General features: G+C 63.1%; 20 protein-coding genes and 1 tRNA gene. 11 read left to right on the plus strand and 10 right to left on the minus strand.

Annotated elements, in window-relative coordinates; genetic code table 11:
- The first annotated feature begins 1,024 nt into the window (after nucleotides 1-1,024).
- Nucleotides 1,025-1,109: transfer RNA gene (locus AYK65_RS01245), tRNA-Leu, on the plus strand.
- A gap of 73 nt (nucleotides 1,110-1,182) precedes the next feature.
- Here AYK65_RS01245 and AYK65_RS01250 read toward each other — a convergent pair.
- From AYK65_RS01250 to AYK65_RS01260, 3 genes are all read right to left on the minus strand, one after another.
- A complete protein-coding gene (locus AYK65_RS01250) occupies nucleotides 1,183-3,147 on the minus strand; it encodes an adenylate/guanylate cyclase domain-containing protein (RefSeq protein WP_046120058.1) in 1,965 nt (654 codons plus the stop codon).
- 114 nt (nucleotides 3,148-3,261) lie between these two features.
- A complete protein-coding gene (locus AYK65_RS01255) occupies nucleotides 3,262-4,293 on the minus strand; it encodes a hydroxyacid dehydrogenase (RefSeq protein ID WP_026613607.1) in 1,032 nt (343 codons plus the stop codon).
- Between the two features lie 95 nt (nucleotides 4,294-4,388).
- Complete coding sequence (locus AYK65_RS01260; protein ID WP_026613606.1) at nucleotides 4,389-4,715, minus strand: hypothetical protein; 327 nt, start codon at nucleotides 4,713-4,715, stop codon at nucleotides 4,389-4,391.
- 222 nt (nucleotides 4,716-4,937) lie between these two features.
- Here AYK65_RS01260 and AYK65_RS01265 point away from each other — a divergent pair, with 222 nt between their 5' ends.
- Nucleotides 4,938-5,564, plus strand: a complete 627-nt coding sequence (locus AYK65_RS01265; RefSeq protein WP_026613605.1) for a ribonuclease D — start codon at nucleotides 4,938-4,940, stop codon at nucleotides 5,562-5,564.
- 241 nt (nucleotides 5,565-5,805) lie between these two features.
- Here AYK65_RS01265 and AYK65_RS01270 read toward each other — a convergent pair whose 3' ends face one another.
- A complete protein-coding gene (locus tag AYK65_RS01270) occupies nucleotides 5,806-6,087 on the minus strand; it encodes an Rdx family protein (protein ID WP_026613604.1) in 282 nt (93 codons plus the stop codon).
- Nucleotides 6,088-6,329: 242 nt separating this feature from the next.
- Between AYK65_RS01270 and AYK65_RS01275 the strand changes: the two genes are divergently transcribed.
- The 4 genes from AYK65_RS01275 to AYK65_RS33800 all read left to right on the plus strand — a co-directional run bounded on the left by AYK65_RS01275 (nucleotide 6,330) and on the right by AYK65_RS33800 (nucleotide 8,488).
- Nucleotides 6,330-6,785 carry a DoxX family protein gene (locus AYK65_RS01275; protein WP_026613603.1) on the plus strand — a complete coding sequence of 152 codons (456 nt, stop codon included), beginning with the start codon at nucleotides 6,330-6,332 and terminating at the stop codon, nucleotides 6,783-6,785.
- Between the two features lie 136 nt (nucleotides 6,786-6,921).
- Nucleotides 6,922-7,413: a GFA family protein gene (locus AYK65_RS01280; protein ID WP_081157818.1), complete on the plus strand. Its 492-nt coding sequence runs from the start codon at nucleotides 6,922-6,924 to the stop codon at nucleotides 7,411-7,413.
- Entirely contained in the window at nucleotides 7,410-7,961 is a 552-nt protein-coding gene (locus AYK65_RS01285; RefSeq protein ID WP_046120057.1) for a sugar O-acetyltransferase, read from the plus strand. The genes AYK65_RS01280 and AYK65_RS01285 overlap by 4 nt, the downstream gene beginning before the upstream one ends.
- A 221-nt stretch (nucleotides 7,962-8,182) precedes the next feature.
- Nucleotides 8,183-8,488, plus strand: a complete 306-nt coding sequence (locus tag AYK65_RS33800; RefSeq protein ID WP_420810234.1) for a GNAT family N-acetyltransferase — start codon at nucleotides 8,183-8,185, stop codon at nucleotides 8,486-8,488.
- A gap of 5 nt (nucleotides 8,489-8,493) precedes the next feature.
- Here the strand turns inward: AYK65_RS33800 and AYK65_RS01295 are convergent, their stop codons facing one another.
- From AYK65_RS01295 to AYK65_RS01310, 4 genes are read right to left on the minus strand one after another with little or no spacing between them, the layout of a single operon-like run.
- Nucleotides 8,494-8,793: a CcdB family protein gene (locus AYK65_RS01295; RefSeq protein WP_046120056.1), complete on the minus strand. Its 300-nt coding sequence runs from the start codon at nucleotides 8,791-8,793 to the stop codon at nucleotides 8,494-8,496.
- Nucleotides 8,793-9,026, minus strand: coding sequence for a type II toxin-antitoxin system CcdA family antitoxin (locus tag AYK65_RS01300; protein ID WP_026613599.1), 234 nt, complete (start codon nucleotides 9,024-9,026; stop codon nucleotides 8,793-8,795). Before AYK65_RS01300 ends, AYK65_RS01295 begins: the two co-directional genes overlap by 1 nt.
- A 56-nt stretch (nucleotides 9,027-9,082) precedes the next feature.
- The gene (lepA, locus tag AYK65_RS01305; RefSeq protein WP_081157819.1) at nucleotides 9,083-10,918 is read right to left on the minus strand and encodes a translation elongation factor 4; all 1,836 of its coding nucleotides are present in this window, start codon (nucleotides 10,916-10,918) and stop codon (nucleotides 9,083-9,085) included.
- Nucleotides 10,919-10,967: 49 nt separating this feature from the next.
- Nucleotides 10,968-12,221 carry an MFS transporter gene (locus tag AYK65_RS01310; protein ID WP_046120055.1) on the minus strand — a complete coding sequence of 418 codons (1,254 nt, stop codon included), beginning with the start codon at nucleotides 12,219-12,221 and terminating at the stop codon, nucleotides 10,968-10,970.
- A gap of 196 nt (nucleotides 12,222-12,417) precedes the next feature.
- Here AYK65_RS01310 and AYK65_RS01315 point away from each other — a divergent pair, with 196 nt between their 5' ends.
- The 4 genes from AYK65_RS01315 (at nucleotide 12,418) to AYK65_RS01330 (ending at nucleotide 15,102) form a co-directional block, all read left to right on the plus strand.
- Entirely contained in the window at nucleotides 12,418-12,996 is a 579-nt protein-coding gene (locus AYK65_RS01315) for a helix-turn-helix domain-containing protein (protein ID WP_046120054.1), read from the plus strand.
- Between the two features lies 1 nt (nucleotide 12,997).
- Complete coding sequence (locus AYK65_RS01320; RefSeq protein ID WP_046120053.1) at nucleotides 12,998-13,525, plus strand: GNAT family N-acetyltransferase; 528 nt, start codon at nucleotides 12,998-13,000, stop codon at nucleotides 13,523-13,525.
- A gap of 101 nt (nucleotides 13,526-13,626) precedes the next feature.
- Complete coding sequence (locus AYK65_RS01325) at nucleotides 13,627-14,652, plus strand: histone deacetylase family protein (protein WP_046120110.1); 1,026 nt, start codon at nucleotides 13,627-13,629, stop codon at nucleotides 14,650-14,652.
- 99 nt (nucleotides 14,653-14,751) lie between these two features.
- Nucleotides 14,752-15,102: an antibiotic biosynthesis monooxygenase family protein gene (locus AYK65_RS01330; RefSeq protein WP_052728598.1), complete on the plus strand. Its 351-nt coding sequence runs from the start codon at nucleotides 14,752-14,754 to the stop codon at nucleotides 15,100-15,102.
- Nucleotides 15,103-15,114: 12 nt separating this feature from the next.
- Here the strand turns inward: AYK65_RS01330 and AYK65_RS01335 are convergent, their stop codons facing one another.
- A complete protein-coding gene (locus AYK65_RS01335) occupies nucleotides 15,115-15,753 on the minus strand; it encodes an exopolysaccharide biosynthesis protein (protein WP_026613592.1) in 639 nt (212 codons plus the stop codon).
- A 272-nt stretch (nucleotides 15,754-16,025) separates the two neighbouring features.
- Here AYK65_RS01335 and AYK65_RS01340 point away from each other — a divergent pair, with 272 nt between their 5' ends.
- Nucleotides 16,026-16,691, plus strand: a complete 666-nt coding sequence (locus AYK65_RS01340; protein WP_026613591.1) for a YiaD family glycine zipper/OmpA-like lipoprotein — start codon at nucleotides 16,026-16,028, stop codon at nucleotides 16,689-16,691.
- 80 nt (nucleotides 16,692-16,771) lie between these two features.
- On the opposite strand, the gene AYK65_RS01345 is transcribed toward AYK65_RS01340, so the two are convergent.
- Nucleotides 16,772-17,584, minus strand: a complete 813-nt coding sequence (locus AYK65_RS01345; protein WP_046120052.1) for a class I SAM-dependent methyltransferase — start codon at nucleotides 17,582-17,584, stop codon at nucleotides 16,772-16,774.
- Nucleotides 17,585-17,604: the final 20 nt, after the last annotated feature.

Genomic DNA, 17,604 nt, shown 5'->3' on the forward strand with positions numbered 1-17,604 from the left:
CGTCGCAGCTTCAAAGAATCAAGGAGGCCGGCGGAGCCGCCGCAGCGCCTCCTACGAGTGCGCCCTTACCAACCCCGGACGATGGCGCCCCCGTAATAGCCGGGTCGGTAGTACCGATGGCCGTAGTAACTAGGGCGATAGTAGCGGCGGGGGTAGTAACCGGGGTAATAGCCAGGGCCGTAATAGCGGGGGCCGTAATAATAGCGGTTCCCGTAGTAGTAGCGCCCAGGATAATACCGCGGGTAGCTCGGGCCGAAGTTGAACTGCAGGCTTATGCCAGACCGTCGATGGCGGTGCCAGCCCGGATAAAAGCCGTTCCCCCAGCCGCCATAGAAGCGCGGGCCGCCCCAGCCATAGCGCCCGCGGTGCGTTACGTTCTGTAGATCTGCAGGTGCCGTGCTCGCGATGTCGAGCACCGGACGCGGCATGGCCTGTGCAGGCGTGACAGAGGGGATTATCGAGGTGGCGACGACTGCGCAGCTGATAACGAAATTCCGAAATTTCGTCATTTCATCCTCACTTTCCGAAAGCCTTTGCTTTCCGATTGTGTCCCTGCTTCATAGACGTTTGTTTTCGCGTGTTTATTCATGACGCCGGGTACGCGCATGCTTTCCAGCGCTCCCGCATCCAACGAGACGCGGCTCGCCGTAGCGCTTTCAGCCGCTGCATGACCTTGTCCTTGCATCGTTTCCGACCCTGAGGAATCACGCAGTGAAGCGACCGGATTTCCGCCCCGATCCGCCGTCCCCAAGCATGCGCCTGTCTGGGACGCATGTCACTGAATTTCTTTCCCTATCGCTGGAGAAGACCGGTGCAGACGGACGACGCCGGTGATGCATGCCGTTCAAAAACGTGGAGCGGTTTTGGAACGACGACATGCACAAAAACAAAGACCTAAGCGCATCGCATGATTACGTTTGAATGCGACGCGCTACTGTTGCGCGGGGCTTTTTGGCGATCCGGCAGGAAAACTTCAAAATGCCCATTGACACTTCGGCCATGGCCTTTTACATGCCGGTCCGTCGCCCAGATGGCGGAATTGGTAGACGCGCAGGTTTCAGGTACCTGTGCCGCGAGGCGTGGAGGTTCGAGTCCTCTTCTGGGCACCATTTCCTTCTTCCGTAAATCCGCGCTCGGCGGTTCGGATGTCAAAAAAGGCCCGGTTTTCCGGGCTTTTTTTGTTTATGCCGCCGTTCCCGTCTCGGCGCTGTCACCCGCCGTAGCCATCATGGACGCACCCACCACTTCGTAGATTTCGAGCGCCGAGGCACGGCCCTTTGCCTGGGCGGAACCAAGCGGGCGAAAAGTCACCACATCTTCACATTGCGCCACCACCGCACCGCTTGCGAGGATCGTCGTGCCGTAATCCTTGTTCATGCCTTCGAGCCGCGAGGCTACATTCACCGTGTCGCCCATCGCCGTATATTGCAGCCGCTCCTTGGCGCCGACGCTGCCGACGACTGCCGTGCCGGTGTGGATGCCGAAGCGGGTGCGGAATTCCGGCAGGCCCTTTGCGCGCTGGTCCGCGTTGAAGGCTTCCAGCCTCTCCTCGACCGCGAGCGCGCAGCGGCAGGCGTGTTCGGCGTGGCGTGCGTCGGCGACCGGCGCGTTCCACATGGCAAAGACCGAGTCGCCGAGGAACTGGATGATGGTCCCCTCATGCGCGGCGACGACCTCGCTGAAAAGGTCGAAATATCCCGAAAGCATCGCGACCACCTCTTCCGGCGAATGCCGCTCGCTGATCGTGGTGAAATCGTAGATGTCGGTGAAAAGCGCCGTCACCTCCTGGCGCCAGCCGGCGCGGCCGGCGAAATGTCCGGATTCTATGCCCTTGCGCACCAGTTCCTTCGGCACATAGAGCGCGAAGGTGAAGATCGCGTCGCGGGCCTTGTTCATCGCGCCATTGAGCATGGAGATTTCCGCGACACGCGAGGGCACGTCGATCGGCGTGGTGAAATCCAGATCCTGCAGCCGTTGGGCGCTGGCGGTAAGCTGATTGAGCGATTTGGTGATCAGATGGGCAAGAACGAGCGCTAACAGAATGGCGAGCACCACGACGGCGCCAGAAATCGCGAGACCCTGAACCAGCGTATCGTTGGCAGCCGCCATCAGCTCGTCGAGCGGGGCGGCGACGACGACCCGGTGTCCCGACAGGAGCAGGGTCGATTCGAGCGGGGCGACGATGGCGAGATAAGTGCGGTCGCCGACGTCCACGAAACCGGCCTTGCCTGGGGGAGGCGGGTTGAGCCGGATGCTCTCAATCAGCGGATTGCCTTGCGGTGCCGCCACCGGTCCGTCGCGATCCTTCGCCGCCATGATGCGCTGCATCATCAGCGGATCGGAGTGGATGATCGGTCGCCCGACGGCATCGAGAATGAACGACACCGAATCGCCGGTTAGCCGCTCGCGGGACAAGAAGTCCGTGATCGTGTCAAGCACGACGTCGGCTCCGATGACGATCTTCGCATTGCCGCGGTGGGCCTGCGATATCGTCATCCCGAAATTCTTCGTCGTCGCCATTTCGTAAGGGCCGGTAGCGACCGGAGCCTTGCCGTTGACGGCGGCGCGGTACCAGGGCCGGTTTCGCGGGTCGAAGCCGGTTGGGGCCGACCGGCGCTCAGCGAACACAAGACCGCTCGCATCGAGGAACATCGTACGATCGAAGGGCTTGCCTTGGTCGTTTCTTTCCATGGAGCGGACGGCAAGCGTCGCGCCGCGCGGTGCATCGAGCGCCATGCGCCAGGCAGCCGACCTCAGATCGACCATGTGGAAAAATCCGCCGTTCGGATAGCCGACATAGACGCCGTCGATGTGCGGCGAGCGCGAGATGCCCTCGCGCAGCACCGCCACCTTGTCGATCATGCGCTCCGGCGGCGGCACCAGGAAGGAATTGGCAACGGAGGCGACGAGGCCGACGACGGCCGACGTATCGCCCGAAAGCACCCCGAGGCGGTCGACGAGGCGGCCGACGAACGCGCCCATATGCTCCTCGGTATTCGCGATCGCGGCGCTCCGCGCGCGGCGGTAATCGAGCCCCACCAAGGTGGCGGACACGACGATGAGCATCACCACCATCGTGACACCGAGCAGCGACCGGAGCGAGCTCGTCCAGGTCTCGGGACGCCTGTTTCCGTCGGAGCCTTGCATGCGTTCAGTGTCCCTTCGATCCGGATTCGCAGTCGATCTTTGCAGCATTGCACCGGATTTGCATAGGGCGGGTTAGGCGGTGGCGGGCGGTCAATACCGCAGCATGGAAAGGCTCTAGTTGACGCTGACTGGCCGCGCCCGCATGCGCTCCACGGTCTCGCGCTCCGCTCGCTTGCAGCGCATCGGCGGCAGGCCGCGGTCCATGAGCTCCATGTCCTCGAGCACCATCTCGCCCATCCTCTTGAAGGCCACATCGAGCGCACCGGCGCGGTGCGCCGAGCGCAGGAAGCCCGGCAGGCGGCGAGCCGCATGGTCGAGCGGCAGCGGCTCCTCAGGGAAGACGTCGCTTGCCGCCAGAATGTGGCCGCTTTCGACGGCGGCGATCAGAGCATCGAAGTCGACGACGCCGGCACGGCTCAAGAGGATGAAGGCTGCGCCGGCGCGCATCTTGGCGAAAGCCTCAGCGCCGAGGAAACCTTCGTTCTCGCTCGTCACGGCCGCGACCACGAAGACGAAATCGCTTTCCGCGAGAACCGTGTCGAGCGGCGCCGGCTCGACACCGGCTTCGCGGAGCATGGAGGCTGGTAGCCAGGGATCGTAGACGCGTATTTTCGCCCGAAATCCCGAGAGCACGCGGTTCAGCGCCCTGCCGAGATCGCCGAAGCCGATGATGCCGATCTCGGAACCGGAAAGGAGCTTTGCCGAACGGTTGCCTTCCCCGCCCCAGAGCTCGCGTCCTTCGCGGAAGGCGAGATCGGCATCGACGATGCCGCGGGCGAGGTTGAGCGCCATGGCAAGTCCCATCTCCGCCACCGGCTCGGCGAAGACCTGGCCGGTCGTGACCACGTGGATGCCCCGCCGGAAAACGACGTCATAGGGCATGTTGTTGATGAGATTGCTCTCGACGTTGAGGATGGCGCGAAGCGCCGGCATTCGCTCCAGCGTTTCTTCCGAAAGCGGCGGCTGTCCGATGATGTAGCGCGCTTCAGCGAGGATCGCAGAGTCGAGCCCGGCGATGTTTTCCGGATCGGCCTCGACGACGCGGTAGCGCTCATGAAGACGCTGCAGCGCCTCCGGCGTGAAGATCAGGTCGAGCGTGCGTGGCGCGGGCGCGCTGATCGCAAGCGGCAGGTTCGTCTCGGACATTGACTGCCTCCATTCGGGGCGTGCCGCCGCCCCTTTCGATCTGTGGATGTATGTTTTTGCAGGCGGCGCGCAAGCGGGCCTTTGTTGTTTTCGCCTCAATAGTTCAGCCCGCGCTTTTGCCTCTCGAGCGATGGCGGCAGCCGACCGCTTTGAAAGACCGGGCCATCGCCCCTACGGCATCGGTAGACAGTGTCGTAGCGGGGGCCGCGTGACGACTCGAAGGGTGCGTAGCGGTCGACGAAGACCTGCTCGCAGACAAGGTTCTCGCCCTCCCTGAGCGGGTCGATGGCCCGCACGCCGGGGAGATCGTGGTAGGTCTGCGCGAGTTGCAGCGCGGTGCCGTCCGCCGACGCGGCTTCAGCCGAGAGAACGAGGAGCAAAAGGGTGAAATGAAGCGTCACGGCGGAACGGAACCAGGTCATGTTCGATGAACTTTCTCGGACGGAGGCCGGCGAAGCGGGGCGCCGACTGAAGGACACGGTATCGCGGCCGGCAAAGTTGCGCTATAGGCCGGCTACGCTCTGCAGCGCCACGTGTCTGGCTGGACGCGCGAAGATCGCTGCAGCACTTTGGTGTGCTGCATGATTTTGTCCTTAAATCCATTCCGATTTAAGAATCATGCGGAAACGATCTGGGGATTTTCGATGGCAAATACAATACGATTCCACGAAGGCGATATTTCCGAGGCGGACGCCGCCCGCTATCAGGGCGCGATCGCGATCGACACGGAAACGCTCGGCCTCGTTCCCCGTCGCGATCGTCTCTGTGTCGTGCAGCTTTCGCCCGGCGACGGTACCGCCGATGTGATCCGTATCGCGGCCGGCCAGAAGGAAGCGCCGAACCTCGTTGCCATGCTCGCCGATCCGGCACGGCAGAAGATCTTCCATTTCGGCCGTTTCGATATCGCCGTCCTGTTTTACACCTTCGGCGTCACGGCAACTCCGGTCTTCTGCACCAAGATCGCCTCGCGGCTTAGCCGCACCTATACGGACCGGCACGGCCTCAAGGACAATCTCAAGGAACTGCTCGACATCGACATTTCCAAGCAGCAGCAGTCTTCGGATTGGGCGGCTGATATCCTCTCGCCGGCGCAGCTCGAATATGCGGCCTCCGACGTGCTGCATCTGCATGCGCTCAGGGACAAGCTGACGGCGCGCCTCTTGCGCGACGGCCGCATGGAACTGGCCGAAGCCTGCTTCGCCTTCCTGCCGACCCGCGCCAAGCTCGACCTGCTCGGCTGGGAGGAGACGGATATTTTCGCGCATAGCTAGAGCAGGGGCTGGTCTTCCTGCACCTCTACTCCACCGTCATCCTCCGGCTTGACCCGAGGATGACGCATTCGTGGGGCGACGCGACCGGTCTTCGGGCGAGCCCGGTCGATAGCTCACAGCATCAGCCAGAGAAGCCGCGAATGCCGAGGCGACGACGGTTGCTTCCGACATGCCGAACAGCAATGTCGCCGAGAGGAAGGCTGCGGCGAAGACGCCGCCAAGAATGCCAAGGTCCAGAGCTTTAGCTCCGGTCTACGTGGCCGAGATCGCGCTCCGGCTCGATCCTGTCGCGGATCCGCTGCTTCAGCTCCTTCGGACCGGGAAAGCCGCCGTCGCGCTTGCGCTCCCAGACGAGCTCGCCATCGACGCGGATCTCGAAATTGCCGCCGGTGCCGGGGATCAGCGCCACCTCGCCGAGCGTATCGGCAAATGTCGACAGAAGTTCCTGTGCCATCCAGCCCGCGCGCAGCAGCCAGTTGCACTGGGTGCAGTAGAGGATGGTGACGCGTGGCTTTTCAGTCATCTGGTATGTCCTGTGTCGTGGTCTTTGCATGCGGGGGGGGAAACCCGCGCTAGCGCTTTGAATCGCCGCAGGATTTCAGGCCTTCACATTAGCTTTGCCGCGCGCCCTGAACAATCGGCCTTTCACGGCTCTCTCACGTAATTGTCAACTAAATCTGTCAGGTTTTTATCGCCCGCCCCTTGTCTTCCGAGGCGCGGGCGGCAAGAGACTCCGGCATTGCAACAATCTGCGAGAGGGACCTTATGACTGATTCCACTGCTGACAACGGCCGGCCGCGCGCGATCCTGCCTGCGCTCGAAAAGCTCTATCTGCCGCTCGACACTTTCGCCGAGACGCTGCTGCGCGTGCTTGCGGGAGCGCTCCTCGTCACCCATGGCTACGGCAAGATCCTCGATCCGTTCGGCGCGGTCGGCATGGTGGAGGGGCTCGGCTTCTATCCGGGCGTCTTCTGGTCGCCTCTGCTTGCCGCCACCGAGTTCTTCGGCGGCATCTTCATCGCGATCGGTTTCCTGACCCGGCCCGCGGCCTTTGCCGCGACTATCGTGCTTCTCGTCACCGTCTACTTCCACGGCATCGTCCAGGGCCAGGGCCTTGGCGGGGCTGAGAAATCGATCCTCTGGGCGGCAATCACCTTCTTCTTTGCGATCCGCGGCGCCAACAGCCAGTCGGTCGACGCCAAGCTCGGCCGCCAGTTCTAACTTCGCACCGCAGGCACGGGCGGAGTCCGTGCCTGCGGCTATCCTCCTGCGACAGCCCGTACTCTCCTCAAGCCACAAGCCGCACTTGAACAGCGGCTTCGCCCATGGTCATCTCGGATCGAGGAGGAAGCGGACCATGAGTGAAACGATCGAAGGCGGCTGCTTCTGCGGCCGTATCCGCTATCGGCTGAAGCGTCGGCCGATGTTCGTGCATTGCTGCCATTGCCGCGACTGCCAACGACAACTCGGCAGCGCCTTTGTGGTCAACGGCATCGTGGAGGCGGAAAATGTCGAGCTCTTGCAGGGAAAGCCGGTCATGGTGACGCTCTCGACCGACAGCGGCCGCCCGCATGACGTCTACCGTTGCCCGGACTGCCAGTCGGCGCTCTGGAGCGATTACGGCCGGCGCAAATGGCTTTCTTTCGTTCGCCTCGCGACGCTCGACCGGCCATCGGAGTTTCCCCCGGATGTCCACATCTACACCCGCTCGAAACTCGACTGGGTGCCGCTGCCCGCGGGCGCCAGGGTTTTCGAGGCCTATTACGACGTAGAGGCTGAGTGGCCGAAGGAGAGCCTCGATCGGCTTGGTGAAGCGCGCGCGAAGGGCAAGGGGCAGGTGCAGTCGTGACGGCAAGCGAACGTGAGAAGATGATGGCGGGCGAGTGGTATTGCTGCTTGGACTCAGAGCTCGACGAGCTACGCGCCCGAGCCCGCCGGGCTGTGTACCAGCACAACACCCTGCCGCCGGACGAACGCGGCAACATGGCGCCGGCGCTGAAGACGCTCTTCGCCGCGGTCGCCGCGGACGTTTTCATAGAGGCGCCGTTCCATTGCTCCTACGGCATCAACATCACGCTCAGTGCCGGCGTCTATCTGAATGCCGGCTGCACCATTCTCGACAGCGCACCCGTCACCATCGGCAGTGGCACCATGCTCGGGCCAGGCGTGCACATCTACTGTGCCGAGCATCACAAGGACATTGCGCTCCGCCGTGCCGGTCTGGAGATCGCCCGGCCGGTGACGATCGGCAAGGACGTCTGGATCGGCGGCGGTGCGATCATCTTGGCCGGCGTCACGATCGGCGACGGGGCGATCGTCGGAGCCAGCGCGGTGGTGAGACGGGATGTGGCGCCGGGCGCAACGGTGGTGGGGAACCCGGCGCGGGTTCTGCCTTGATTTTTCGGGAGGCAATTCATGGCTGACGCAGCAACGATCAATGTCCGTCCGGCACGGGTCGAGGACGTGCCGGTGCTTTGCGCTTTCCTGAACGAGATCATACGGATCGGCGGCACCACGGCCCATGAGACGCCGTTCACGCACGAGAGCTTTGCCTCCCACTTTCTAGCGGGTCCCGGCCTCGTCAGTTGCTTCGTTGCGGAGGACGGGTCGGACGAGCCTTGCGCCTTCCAGGCGCTGGAGCGCTGGGACGGTCTTCCGGAGGGCTGGGTGGATATCGGCACCTTCGCCCGCCTCATGAGAAAGTTCCCGGCGCCGGCACCGCGCTTTTCGCCGCCACGAAGGCGTATGCCCGTGACGCCGGCTTCCTGGCGATCAACGCCACGATCCGTGCCGACAATATCGGCGGTTTGGCCTACTACAGCAAGATGGGCTTCGTCGACTACAAGGTCGACAAGGCGGTGCCGCTGAAAGACGGTAGGCCCGTCGACCGGATTTCGAAGCGGTATTTGCTTGCGGGGCTTTAAAGGCTCTAGAAACCCTGGAATGCGAAATCCGTAGCGGCGACAATGTCGTCGCGCCGGCTCGATAGGTCCGTGACCATCTCATCGAGTTGGCTTACTGAAATCGCGGCCAAGAGATGGATAGCGATGACGTAGGCGTCCTCCCCGATGGTCACGCGTGGATTGAGACGCGACATGACATGAGCAAAATCGGATGCCGGAATGAGCGGCGCGACGATCCTGGTCTTCAACGCGTCGAAGAGGTCGGCCTGGAGATCGACGACCAATGTCTCGGCCTGCTTCAGGCGGTAGACATGAAAGCGAGCCATTAGAACTGCCGGTATTTGGCCAGCGGCAATCCGCGCTTTTCGACCATGGCGTTGGCATCGGCGATCGCTTCCGCGTTCTCAATACGCCAGAGCTTTTCCTGTTCGGCCCTGATCGCCTGTGCGATGCCTTCCTCCGCCGCGCGCGAAACGTTGATCTTGAGATCGCGCGCTTTTGAAAGCAGATCGCCGTCGAGGGACAGATTGGTCGGGCGCCGTGCGGTCGATCGTGTCATATTCGTTCCCATAAAGATGCGCACATTATATGCGCATTTTCATGGGAAGAAAACACTCACTCATCGCCCATCTTGAGCGCCGCGATAAAAGCCTCCTGCGGGATTTCCACCTTGCCGAACTGGCGCATGCGCTTCTTGCCTTCCTTCTGCTTTTCCAGAAGCTTGCGCTTGCGGGTGGCATCGCCGCCGTAGCACTTGGCCGTCACGTCCTTGCGCAGTGCACGGACTGTTTCGCGGGCGATGATGCGGCCGCCGATCGCCGCCTGGATCGGAATCTGGAACATGTGCTGCGGGATCAGGTCCTTGAGCTTCTCGCACATGGCGCGGCCACGCTTTTCCGCGGCGGAGCGGTGGACGAGCATCGAGAGCGCATCGACCGGCTCGCCGTTGACGAGGATCGACATCTTGACGAGATCGCTCTCGCGATAGTCGGAGAGGTGATAGTCGAAGGAGGCATAGCCCTTGGAGATCGACTTCAGCCGGTCATAAAAATCGAAGACCACTTCGTTGAGCGGCAGGTCGTAGGTCAGCATCGCCCGGTTGCCGACATAGGTGAGTTCGGTCTGGATGCCGCGCCGGTCCTGGCAGAGCTTCAGGATGCCGCCGAGATACTCGTCCGGCGTCATGATCGTCGCCCGGATCCAGGGCTCGCGGAATTCGGCGATCTTGACGACGTCCGGCATGTCGGCCGGGTTGTGCAGTTCCTTCTCGGTGCCGTCTGTCATCGTCAGCTGATAGACGACCGAGGGCGCGGTCGCGATCAGGTCGAGGTCGAATTCGCGCGATAGGCGCTCCTGGATGATTTCGAGATGCAGCAGCCCGAGGAAGCCGCAGCGGAAACCGAAACCGAGTGCGGCGGAGGATTCCATTTCGAAGGAGAAGGAGGCGTCGTTGAGGCGGAGCTTCCCCATGGCGCCGCGCAGTTCCTCGAAGTCGGCGGCATCGACCGGGAAAAGGCCGCAGAAGACCACCGGCTGCGCCGGCTTGAAGCCGGGGAGCGCTTCCGCCGTCGGGCGCTTGTCGTCGGTGATCGTGTCGCCGACGCGGGTATCGGCCACTTCCTTGATCGAGGCGGTGATAAAGCCGATTTCGCCGGGCCCGAGCGAATCCATCGACACCATCTTCGGCGTCAGCACGCCGACCCGCTCGATGGTGTATTTGGCGCCGGTGCCCATCATGCGGATGGTCTGGCCCTTGGTCAGCACGCCGTCAATGATGCGCACCAGCACCATGACGCCGAGATAGGTGTCGTACCAGCTATCGACGAGCAGCGCCTTCAATGGCGCCTTGTCGCCGCCGGGGCTCTTCGGCGCCGGCAGCTTGTGGACGATCGCTTCGAGCACGTCCGGAATGCCGAGGCCGGTCTTCGCCGAGATCAGCACCGCGTCGGAAGCGTCGATGCCGATCACTTCCTCGATCTGCTCCTTGATGCGATCCGGCTCGGCCGCCGGCAGGTCGATCTTGTTGAGCACTGTGACGAGCTCGTGGTTGTTGTCGATCGCCTGGTAGACGTTGGCGAGCGTCTGGGCTTCGACGCCCTGGCTGGCATCGACGACGAGCAGCGAACCTTCGCAGGCCGAAAGCGAGCGCGAGACCTCGTAGGCGAAGTCGACGTGCCCGGGCGTGTCGATAAGGTTCAAGACATAGGTCTCGCCGTCATTCGCCTTGTAGTGCAGGCGCACCGTCTGGGCCTTGATGGTGATGCCGCGTTCACGCTCGATATCCATGCTGTCCAGCACCTGCTCGGACATCTCGCGCTCGGCAAGGCCGCCGGTGAGCTGAATCAGCCGGTCGGCGAGCGTCGATTTGCCGTGGTCGATATGGGCCACGATCGAGAAGTTGCGGATATGCGACAGGGGCGTCTTGGAAGATGGTGTGCTCATGGGCCGCATATAGCAGTGCGATCAGGCGGCGCAAAGCGCGAAATGAAGGCTTCGTTCACTATAAATCCGGGCTGACAGCACGCACTTCCGTTGCTGCAAGCGCAGTGGCATTCGGCACCTGGGCGCTTCTGAATTCGAAGGTCTCGCAAAGCTCAGGCGGCACGCGTTCGCGTGAGCGGAGGCGAAAGAGCACGAAGAGCGCGTAAAGGAGCGCTACTGCCAACGTCGCGTAGATGAAGGTCTGCTGGCCGAAGGCGGGCGTCAGCAGCGTCACCAGCATCGGCACCAGCGTTGCGGCCGCCGACCAGGCGACCAGCATGGTGCTGGCGAGCGGCACGAAATCGGCCGGATCCGTGCGGTCGTTTGCATGCGCATTGGCGATCGAATAGACCGTCTCGACGGCCCCCGCAAAGATCGCGAAGACCAGCATGAGCAGGAGCGGATTGTCGAAGGAAACGACCAGTGCCGCGAGGCCGGCTCCGATGGTGAGGGCGCAGGTGACGATCAGGACAATGCGGCGGTCGGTGCGGTCGGAAAGGGCGCCCATAGGAAACTGGATGAAAAGAAGGCCAAACTGCATGAAGAACATCAATGCCGCCACGTCCTGCTGGCTGACCGCATTGGCCGCGGCATAGATCGGCGTGAAGCCCTGCACCAGCATCGATAGGCCGCCGGAGGCAAGCACGCCCACGAAGGCGACCGGAGAAGCCCGCCAGACCATGGGAATGTCGATACTGACCCTGGAAGGAGCGGGCGGATTCGGCAGCCGCGTGAGGCCGATCGGCAGGATGGCGACGGTCGTAAAGAAGACGGTGATGATCGGGGCGAGATTGCCTTCGGCAGGGATCTGGCCGAAGAGCCAGGCGCCAGCGCCGAGCCCGATGACATAGGCCATATAGAAGAGCGACATTGCCCGGCCGCGCCAGTGGTTCTCGCTGGCGTGGTTCAGCCAGCTCTGGGTGATGATGAAGTTCATGTTCGCGGCGACTCCGTAGAGACCGCGTGCGAGAACCCAAAGCAGCGGATGGACGCCGAGGCTGATCGTCAGCGCCGCGAGGATGACGAGCGCCATCGAGCAGGAAAAGGCACGGGCGTGCCCTACCCGGCGAATGAGCGAGCCGCCCATGAGACAACCGAGGAGTCCGCCGAAAGCGATCGCGGTCACTGCGGCACCCGGAACCCAGTCCGGCGCGGCCGAGCGCGTCAGCACGAAAGGCACATAGGCGAGCATCATGCCGTTGCCGATCGCGACGGCCGTCATCGAAAGAACGATGCTCGCGATCGACATCAGCGACGAAGGAGATCTGTCCATATGCCTGTCCTTCCGCGACCGTTTTCGATAAGTGAGCTCTAAAGTATTGAAGAAGAAGAACTTTCTGAAGTACGGGAGACTCGCAACGATAGCGCAACATGGTTCGTCGCGTTGTCGTCAAAACGGCATCGGCAGAATTTATCTGTCGCGCCCAAATCGGCTTGACTCCATTATAGGAGAAATGCAATCTCAAATAATGGAACAGTCAATCGCCTCCCTTGAACATACGATCGGCAACCGCGTGCGCGAGCTGCGCATGGCGCAGACCCTGACGCTCGATGACTTGGCTACTCGCTCCGGCGTCAGCCGCGCCATGATCTCGCGCATCGAGCGCGGCGAGGCGAGCCCGACGGCGCAACTGCTCGCGAAGCTCTGCAGCGCGCTCGGCACAACGCTCTCGGCACTCTTCGCCTCGACGGCGGAGAACGCGTCGCCGATCGCGCGGCGCGCCGACCAGCGGCTGTGGCGCGATCCGGAAAGCGGCTATCTACGCCGGTCCGTCTCGCCCGAAGGCGTCGGTTCGCCGGCCGATATCGTCGAGGTCGAGTTTCCGCCCGGAGCTCGCGTCGTCTTCGAACGCCAGCCTCTGGACCGCGGAATCACCCAGCATCTCTGGCTCTTTTCCGGCCGGCTCGAACTGACGATGGAAAGCGGACCGCAGGTGCTGGAAGCGGGCGACTGTCTTTTCATGGGCCTCGAGGAGGCCCATGTCTTCCACAACCCATACGACGAACCGGCGCACTACGCCGTCATCCTCTGCCGTACCAAGGTGTGACATGCCCGACGTGAATATCCGCGTGCTCAGCGAAGAAGAAACCCTGGCCGCACTGCCGGCGCTGGCCGAGATTCTCTCCGATTGCGTCGAAGGCGGCGCCTCGGTCGGCTTCATGCAACCCTTTCCGCCTGAGGCCGCGGTCCCGTTCTGGGATGGCGTTGCCGCTGCTGTCGGCCGCGGCGAGACCGTGCTCGTCGTCGCCGAGGTCGACGGCCGACCGGTCGGTACCGTGCAGCTCGGCGTCGCGACCATGCCCAACCAGCCCCATCGCGCCGACATCAAGAAGCTGCTCGTGCATCGGAACGCCCGCGGTCTCGGCCTGGCGCGTCGCCTCATGGAAGCGGCGGAAGCCGAAGCCATCAAGCGCCGCAGACGAGTGCTGGTGCTTGACACGGCAACGGGCGAGCCGGCGGAGGCAATCTACGAGCGCTTCGGCTGGAACCGCGCGGGCGTCGTTCCCGACTACGCCCTGATGCCCGACGGCCGCTATTGCGCGACGACGTTTTTTTACAAGCACCTTGCCGTCTAGAACGACTGCCCCCGTGCGGAGCCGATTCCGCTTTGCCCAATCGTGAAGTAGGGTGACGCACGAACGCCCCGCGGGGGCTCCCCATGCAACAGGACAGAATGATGCGCGTTTTCTATTCCGAAGACCACAAGCTCAGAGACGCCAAGACCGAGTTGCATGGAGGCGAGCTCGTCCCGCCCTTTGAAGCGCCGTTCCGGGCCGAGTGGATCCTCGCAGCGGTCAGGGAAGCGGGTTTCTCCGATGTCGTCGCACCCGAGCGTCACGGAATGGAGACGGCGCTGAAGCTGCACTCGGCGGACTATCTCGAATTCCTAGAAAGCGCTTGGAGCCGCTGGGTCGCGGATGGCTATCGCGGCGAAGCGATACCCGCCTGCTTTCCGGCCCGCCGCATGCGCCAGCACCCGCCGAAGGATATCGATGGAGCGCTCGGCTACTATGCCTTTGCGGCCGAAACGGCGATCACCGAGGGTACCTTTGCCGCTGCGCGTGCCGCGATGGACTGCGCGATTTCCGCAGCGACCCATGTCGCTGCAGGTGCTCCGGCAGCCTTCGCACTTTGCCGCCCGCCGGGCCATCACGCCGCGATCGACCTCTTCGGCGGCTATTCCTTCATCAACAACGCGGCCTGCGCCGCGCAGCGCTTGCGCGATTCCGGTGCGGCGAAAGTTGCCGTGCTCGATGTCGACTTCCACCACGGCAACGGCACGCAGGATATCTTCTACGAGCGCGGCGACGTCTTCTTCGCCTCGCTGCACGGCGACCCGGTCGACGCCTTCCCACATTTTCTCGGCTTTGCCGACGAGGAAGGCGCGGGCGAGGGGCTTGGCACGACAAAGAACTATCCCTTGCCGCGCGGCACCACCTTCGAAACCTGGGGTGCAGCGATGGATGACGCCACCGCCCGCATTGCCGGCTTCGGCGCGGAAGCGCTCGTCCTCTCGCTGGGCGTCGATACCTTCGAGCACGATCCGATCAGCTTCTTCAAGCTCAAATCGGAGGACTACCTGCGCATCGGCGAACGCTTGAGTGCGATGGCCCTTCCGGTCGTCATCTGTATGGAGGGCGGCTACGGCGTGCCGGAGATCGGCCTGAACGTCGCGAATGTGCTGAAGGGGATCACCGGCTGATTGTAGGATCGCCTATTGACCTCAACTATGGTTGAGGTCGTACCACTGGTCGCGCTTTCCGGATCGCCACCGGCGGTCCGCTTTCAAAAGGAGAGAACGATGAGTGGAAACGAGCTGGCGGTGTCGCGGCCGCTTTATCGAGTCAACAAATTCGCCGTGCCTGACGAGGCGCGAGAGAAATTCCTGGAACTCGTGGCAAAGACCTTTGCCGTCATTCGCCGGCAGGACGGCTATGTCCGCGACTGGGTCCTCGAGCAGAATTCCGGCCCCGGCATCTTCAATTTCGTCATCATGATCGAGTTTGCGAGCGACGAGGTCGCGCCGAGGATTGCCGCCGCGCTTGGCGAGCTCGATAGGGAACTCGGCCTCGACCGCGACGCACTGATGGCCGAGCTCAATATCCGCACCGACTTCGGCAGCTATAAGCGCTTGGAGCCGCTTTCAGCCTAGTCCAAGCCGGACCTACGACACGAAGAATTGCGAAAGCCCCTGGCCGGCGGCGAAAGTCGCGTAGGCGAGAACGGCGAAATAGACGGTGGTTGCCAAGAGAAAGAAGTAACCGGCGGCCACCATGAGCCCGTCGCGCTGAATGATGCCGAGCGAGAGAAGCAGGATGGCGATCCCGGGCAGCGTGTTCGACAGCGGGATCAGCCCGAGCGGGAACATCAGAAGCACGCCGCCGGCCATGATCATCAGGCCGTTGAAGCGGTTCATCACGACGCCCTGCGTCAAGAAGTACAAACGCGGCCGCACGTACCGGTCGAGCTTCGAGACGAGGGCCGCCCCTTTCTTGAGCGTCGGCACGAGTTTTTCCGTCTCGATCCGCCGGTCGAGGATGCGTTGCGGCAGCCAGGGCAGGCGATTGAGCGTGATCGCCAGCGAGATGAGGATGATCGCCGCGCCGAAGACGGTGCTGACTCCGGGAATGGAAACGGGAATGAGGAAGGGCAGCGTCAGAAGAGCGCAGAGGAGCAGGAACCCATGCTCGCCGATCTCGATCATCAGTTCGCGCAGCGTGATTGTATCGCCTCTGATCGAAGCGATCATGCCGTTCAGCGTATCGCTGAGATTGCGTTCCGTATCGCCGAACTCGATCGCCATAGTTTGACCCCCCTCACCTTTGCGCCCGCTTTACCGAACGACGCGCGGCCCGCATGTTCTACCCCAGGTCGATCACGACCGGGCGGCCCACCATAGCGCGGGCATGTGAAGCTTCGGTTAGCGGGCGCTCTGGTCAGCAATGTGGCGAAGAAATGTTGCATTGCGAAGCCGAGCCGGCGCGCGGGCCCTGTGGAAAGTGCTCGGCCCCTTCATCTTCCTGCCGCAATCGGTGGTATGAAGCGATTTCAGCACCAATGGGGACCATTGATTCGATGATCAAGAAATGCGCCATCCTGGCTGTTGCGGCCATCTATCTTTCCGGATGCACGACCACCGATCCCTACACGGGAGAGCAGAAGATGTCGAACACGGCCGGCGGCGCCTTGATCGGTGCGGGCCTCGGTGCGGCGACCGGTCTGCTCGCCGGCGGCAGTGCTGCAGGACGGCGCGACGCGGCACTTGTCGGCGCGGCTATCGGCGGGCTCGGCGGCGGGCTCATCGGCAACTACATGGACCAGCAGGAGGCGGAGCTGCGCGCACAACTGCAGGGCACCGGCGTCTCGGTGACGCGGGCCGGCGACCGCATCATCCTCAACATGCCGTCTAACATCACCTTCGCGACCGATCGCGACCAGGTGATCCCGGACTTCTATCCGACGCTCGATTCGGTCGCGATCGTGCTGCGCAAGTTCAACAAGACGCTGATCGATGTCGATGGCCACACCGACTCGACCGGCAGCGCCTCCTACAACCAGGGTCTGTCGGAGCGCCGTGCAGCTTCCGTCGCCAACTACCTCGGTGCCCGCGGCGTCGACCAGCGGCGCATCTCCACCATGGGCTACGGCATGGAGCGGCCGGTTGCATCCAATGCCAGCGAGGCCGGCCGCGCCCAGAACCGCCGCGTCGAAATCTCGATCGCACCGATCAAGCAGGGCTGATCCGCCACAGCGACGATTCAAGAGAGGGCCGCCGGCGTCGCCGTGCGGCCTTTTTTTTGGCCCTTGTGGCCCGATGCGCGTCAGAAGCGATAACGAACGAGCCGCCCCATCGGCTGCAGCATCGGAGCAGCCGCGAGGATTTGCAGGGCGATGCGCACCGGCGGCGACATCCGCGCTGCCTCGGACGCGCTCCAATGCGACCTGTCTTCAACGAGCTTCAGCCCCGGCACCTGCCGCTCGAGTTCCGCCGGCTCGTCGAGCGCCCATCGAAGCGAGGCGCCTGTCGCACGGATTGCCGGATTGAAATGCAGCATCCAGATCATGAGTCGGCTATAGGCATCGAAGACAATCTCACCGGAGGGGAAGCGGCCGACGAGCCGGCTGAGAAGCTGCGGGACCTCATTCTCGCCAAGATAAGGCAGCACGCCCTCGGCGATGATCATCGCAGGTCTGCCGGTGGGCAGTTGCGACAGCCATGTTGTTTCCGTGATCGACGCTGCAATCGCCGTGTAGTTTCTGCGGCAGGGATAGAGACGCTGCCTGAGCGCGATCACCTCAGGGAAATCGACATCGAACCAGTGCACCGATGGCGGCGGATCGACCCGGAAGACACGGGCATCGAGGCCGCAGCCGAGATGAAGGACGGTGGCATCCGAATGCCGATCGAGAAAAGCGGTCGTCCATCGGTCGAGCAGAAGTGCCCGCATGGCGATCGCGACCGTCATATCGTGCCCGACCTTCAGATGCGTCAGGTCCTCGCCGACGCGGGCGATCGCGGCGGCGGCGAAGCGGTCGCGGAGCAGCGAATCCGGCATGGCGCTCTCTTCCGCCTTCGCGAGAAGCGTGATCAGCGGCGTCGCAGTCACACCGGCAAGACGGATCTCCGATGGCATGGCTTCCTCCGGCGGATCGG

Origin of the sequence: Ensifer aridi, from assembly GCF_002078505.1 — a bacterium.
Classification (GTDB): Bacteria; Pseudomonadota; Alphaproteobacteria; order Rhizobiales; family Rhizobiaceae; genus Sinorhizobium; species Sinorhizobium aridi.

Bases quoted from the DNA above. Each gene is read 5' to 3' on its own strand.
- AYK65_RS01300 (WP_026613599.1), bottom strand. From the start codon at position 9,026: ATGACACGATCGACCGCACGGCGCCCGACCAATCTGTCCCTCGACGGC.
- AYK65_RS01330 (WP_052728598.1), top strand. From the start codon at position 14,752: ATGAGTGGAAACGAGCTGGCGGTGTCGCGGCCGCTTTATCGAGTCAAC.
- AYK65_RS01280 (WP_081157818.1), top strand. From the start codon at position 6,922: ATGAGTGAAACGATCGAAGGCGGCTGCTTCTGCGGCCGTATCCGCTAT.
- AYK65_RS01310 (WP_046120055.1), bottom strand. From the start codon at position 12,221: ATGGACAGATCTCCTTCGTCGCTGATGTCGATCGCGAGCATCGTTCTT.
- AYK65_RS01250 (WP_046120058.1), bottom strand. From the start codon at position 3,147: ATGCAAGGCTCCGACGGAAACAGGCGTCCCGAGACCTGGACGAGCTCG.
- lepA (WP_081157819.1), bottom strand. From the start codon at position 10,918: ATGCGGCCCATGAGCACACCATCTTCCAAGACGCCCCTGTCGCATATC.
- AYK65_RS01345 (WP_046120052.1), bottom strand. From the start codon at position 17,584: ATGCCATCGGAGATCCGTCTTGCCGGTGTGACTGCGACGCCGCTGATC.
- AYK65_RS01255 (WP_026613607.1), bottom strand. From the start codon at position 4,293: ATGTCCGAGACGAACCTGCCGCTTGCGATCAGCGCGCCCGCGCCACGC.
- AYK65_RS01325 (WP_046120110.1), top strand. From the start codon at position 13,627: ATGCGCGTTTTCTATTCCGAAGACCACAAGCTCAGAGACGCCAAGACC.
- AYK65_RS01320 (WP_046120053.1), top strand. From the start codon at position 12,998: ATGCCCGACGTGAATATCCGCGTGCTCAGCGAAGAAGAAACCCTGGCC.
- AYK65_RS01275 (WP_026613603.1), top strand. From the start codon at position 6,330: ATGACTGATTCCACTGCTGACAACGGCCGGCCGCGCGCGATCCTGCCT.
- AYK65_RS01340 (WP_026613591.1), top strand. From the start codon at position 16,026: ATGATCAAGAAATGCGCCATCCTGGCTGTTGCGGCCATCTATCTTTCC.
- AYK65_RS01295 (WP_046120056.1), bottom strand. From the start codon at position 8,793: ATGGCTCGCTTTCATGTCTACCGCCTGAAGCAGGCCGAGACATTGGTC.
- AYK65_RS01335 (WP_026613592.1), bottom strand. From the start codon at position 15,753: ATGGCGATCGAGTTCGGCGATACGGAACGCAATCTCAGCGATACGCTG.
- AYK65_RS01315 (WP_046120054.1), top strand. From the start codon at position 12,418: ATGGAACAGTCAATCGCCTCCCTTGAACATACGATCGGCAACCGCGTG.
- AYK65_RS01265 (WP_026613605.1), top strand. From the start codon at position 4,938: ATGGCAAATACAATACGATTCCACGAAGGCGATATTTCCGAGGCGGAC.
- AYK65_RS01260 (WP_026613606.1), bottom strand. From the start codon at position 4,715: ATGACCTGGTTCCGTTCCGCCGTGACGCTTCATTTCACCCTTTTGCTC.
- AYK65_RS01270 (WP_026613604.1), bottom strand. From the start codon at position 6,087: ATGACTGAAAAGCCACGCGTCACCATCCTCTACTGCACCCAGTGCAAC.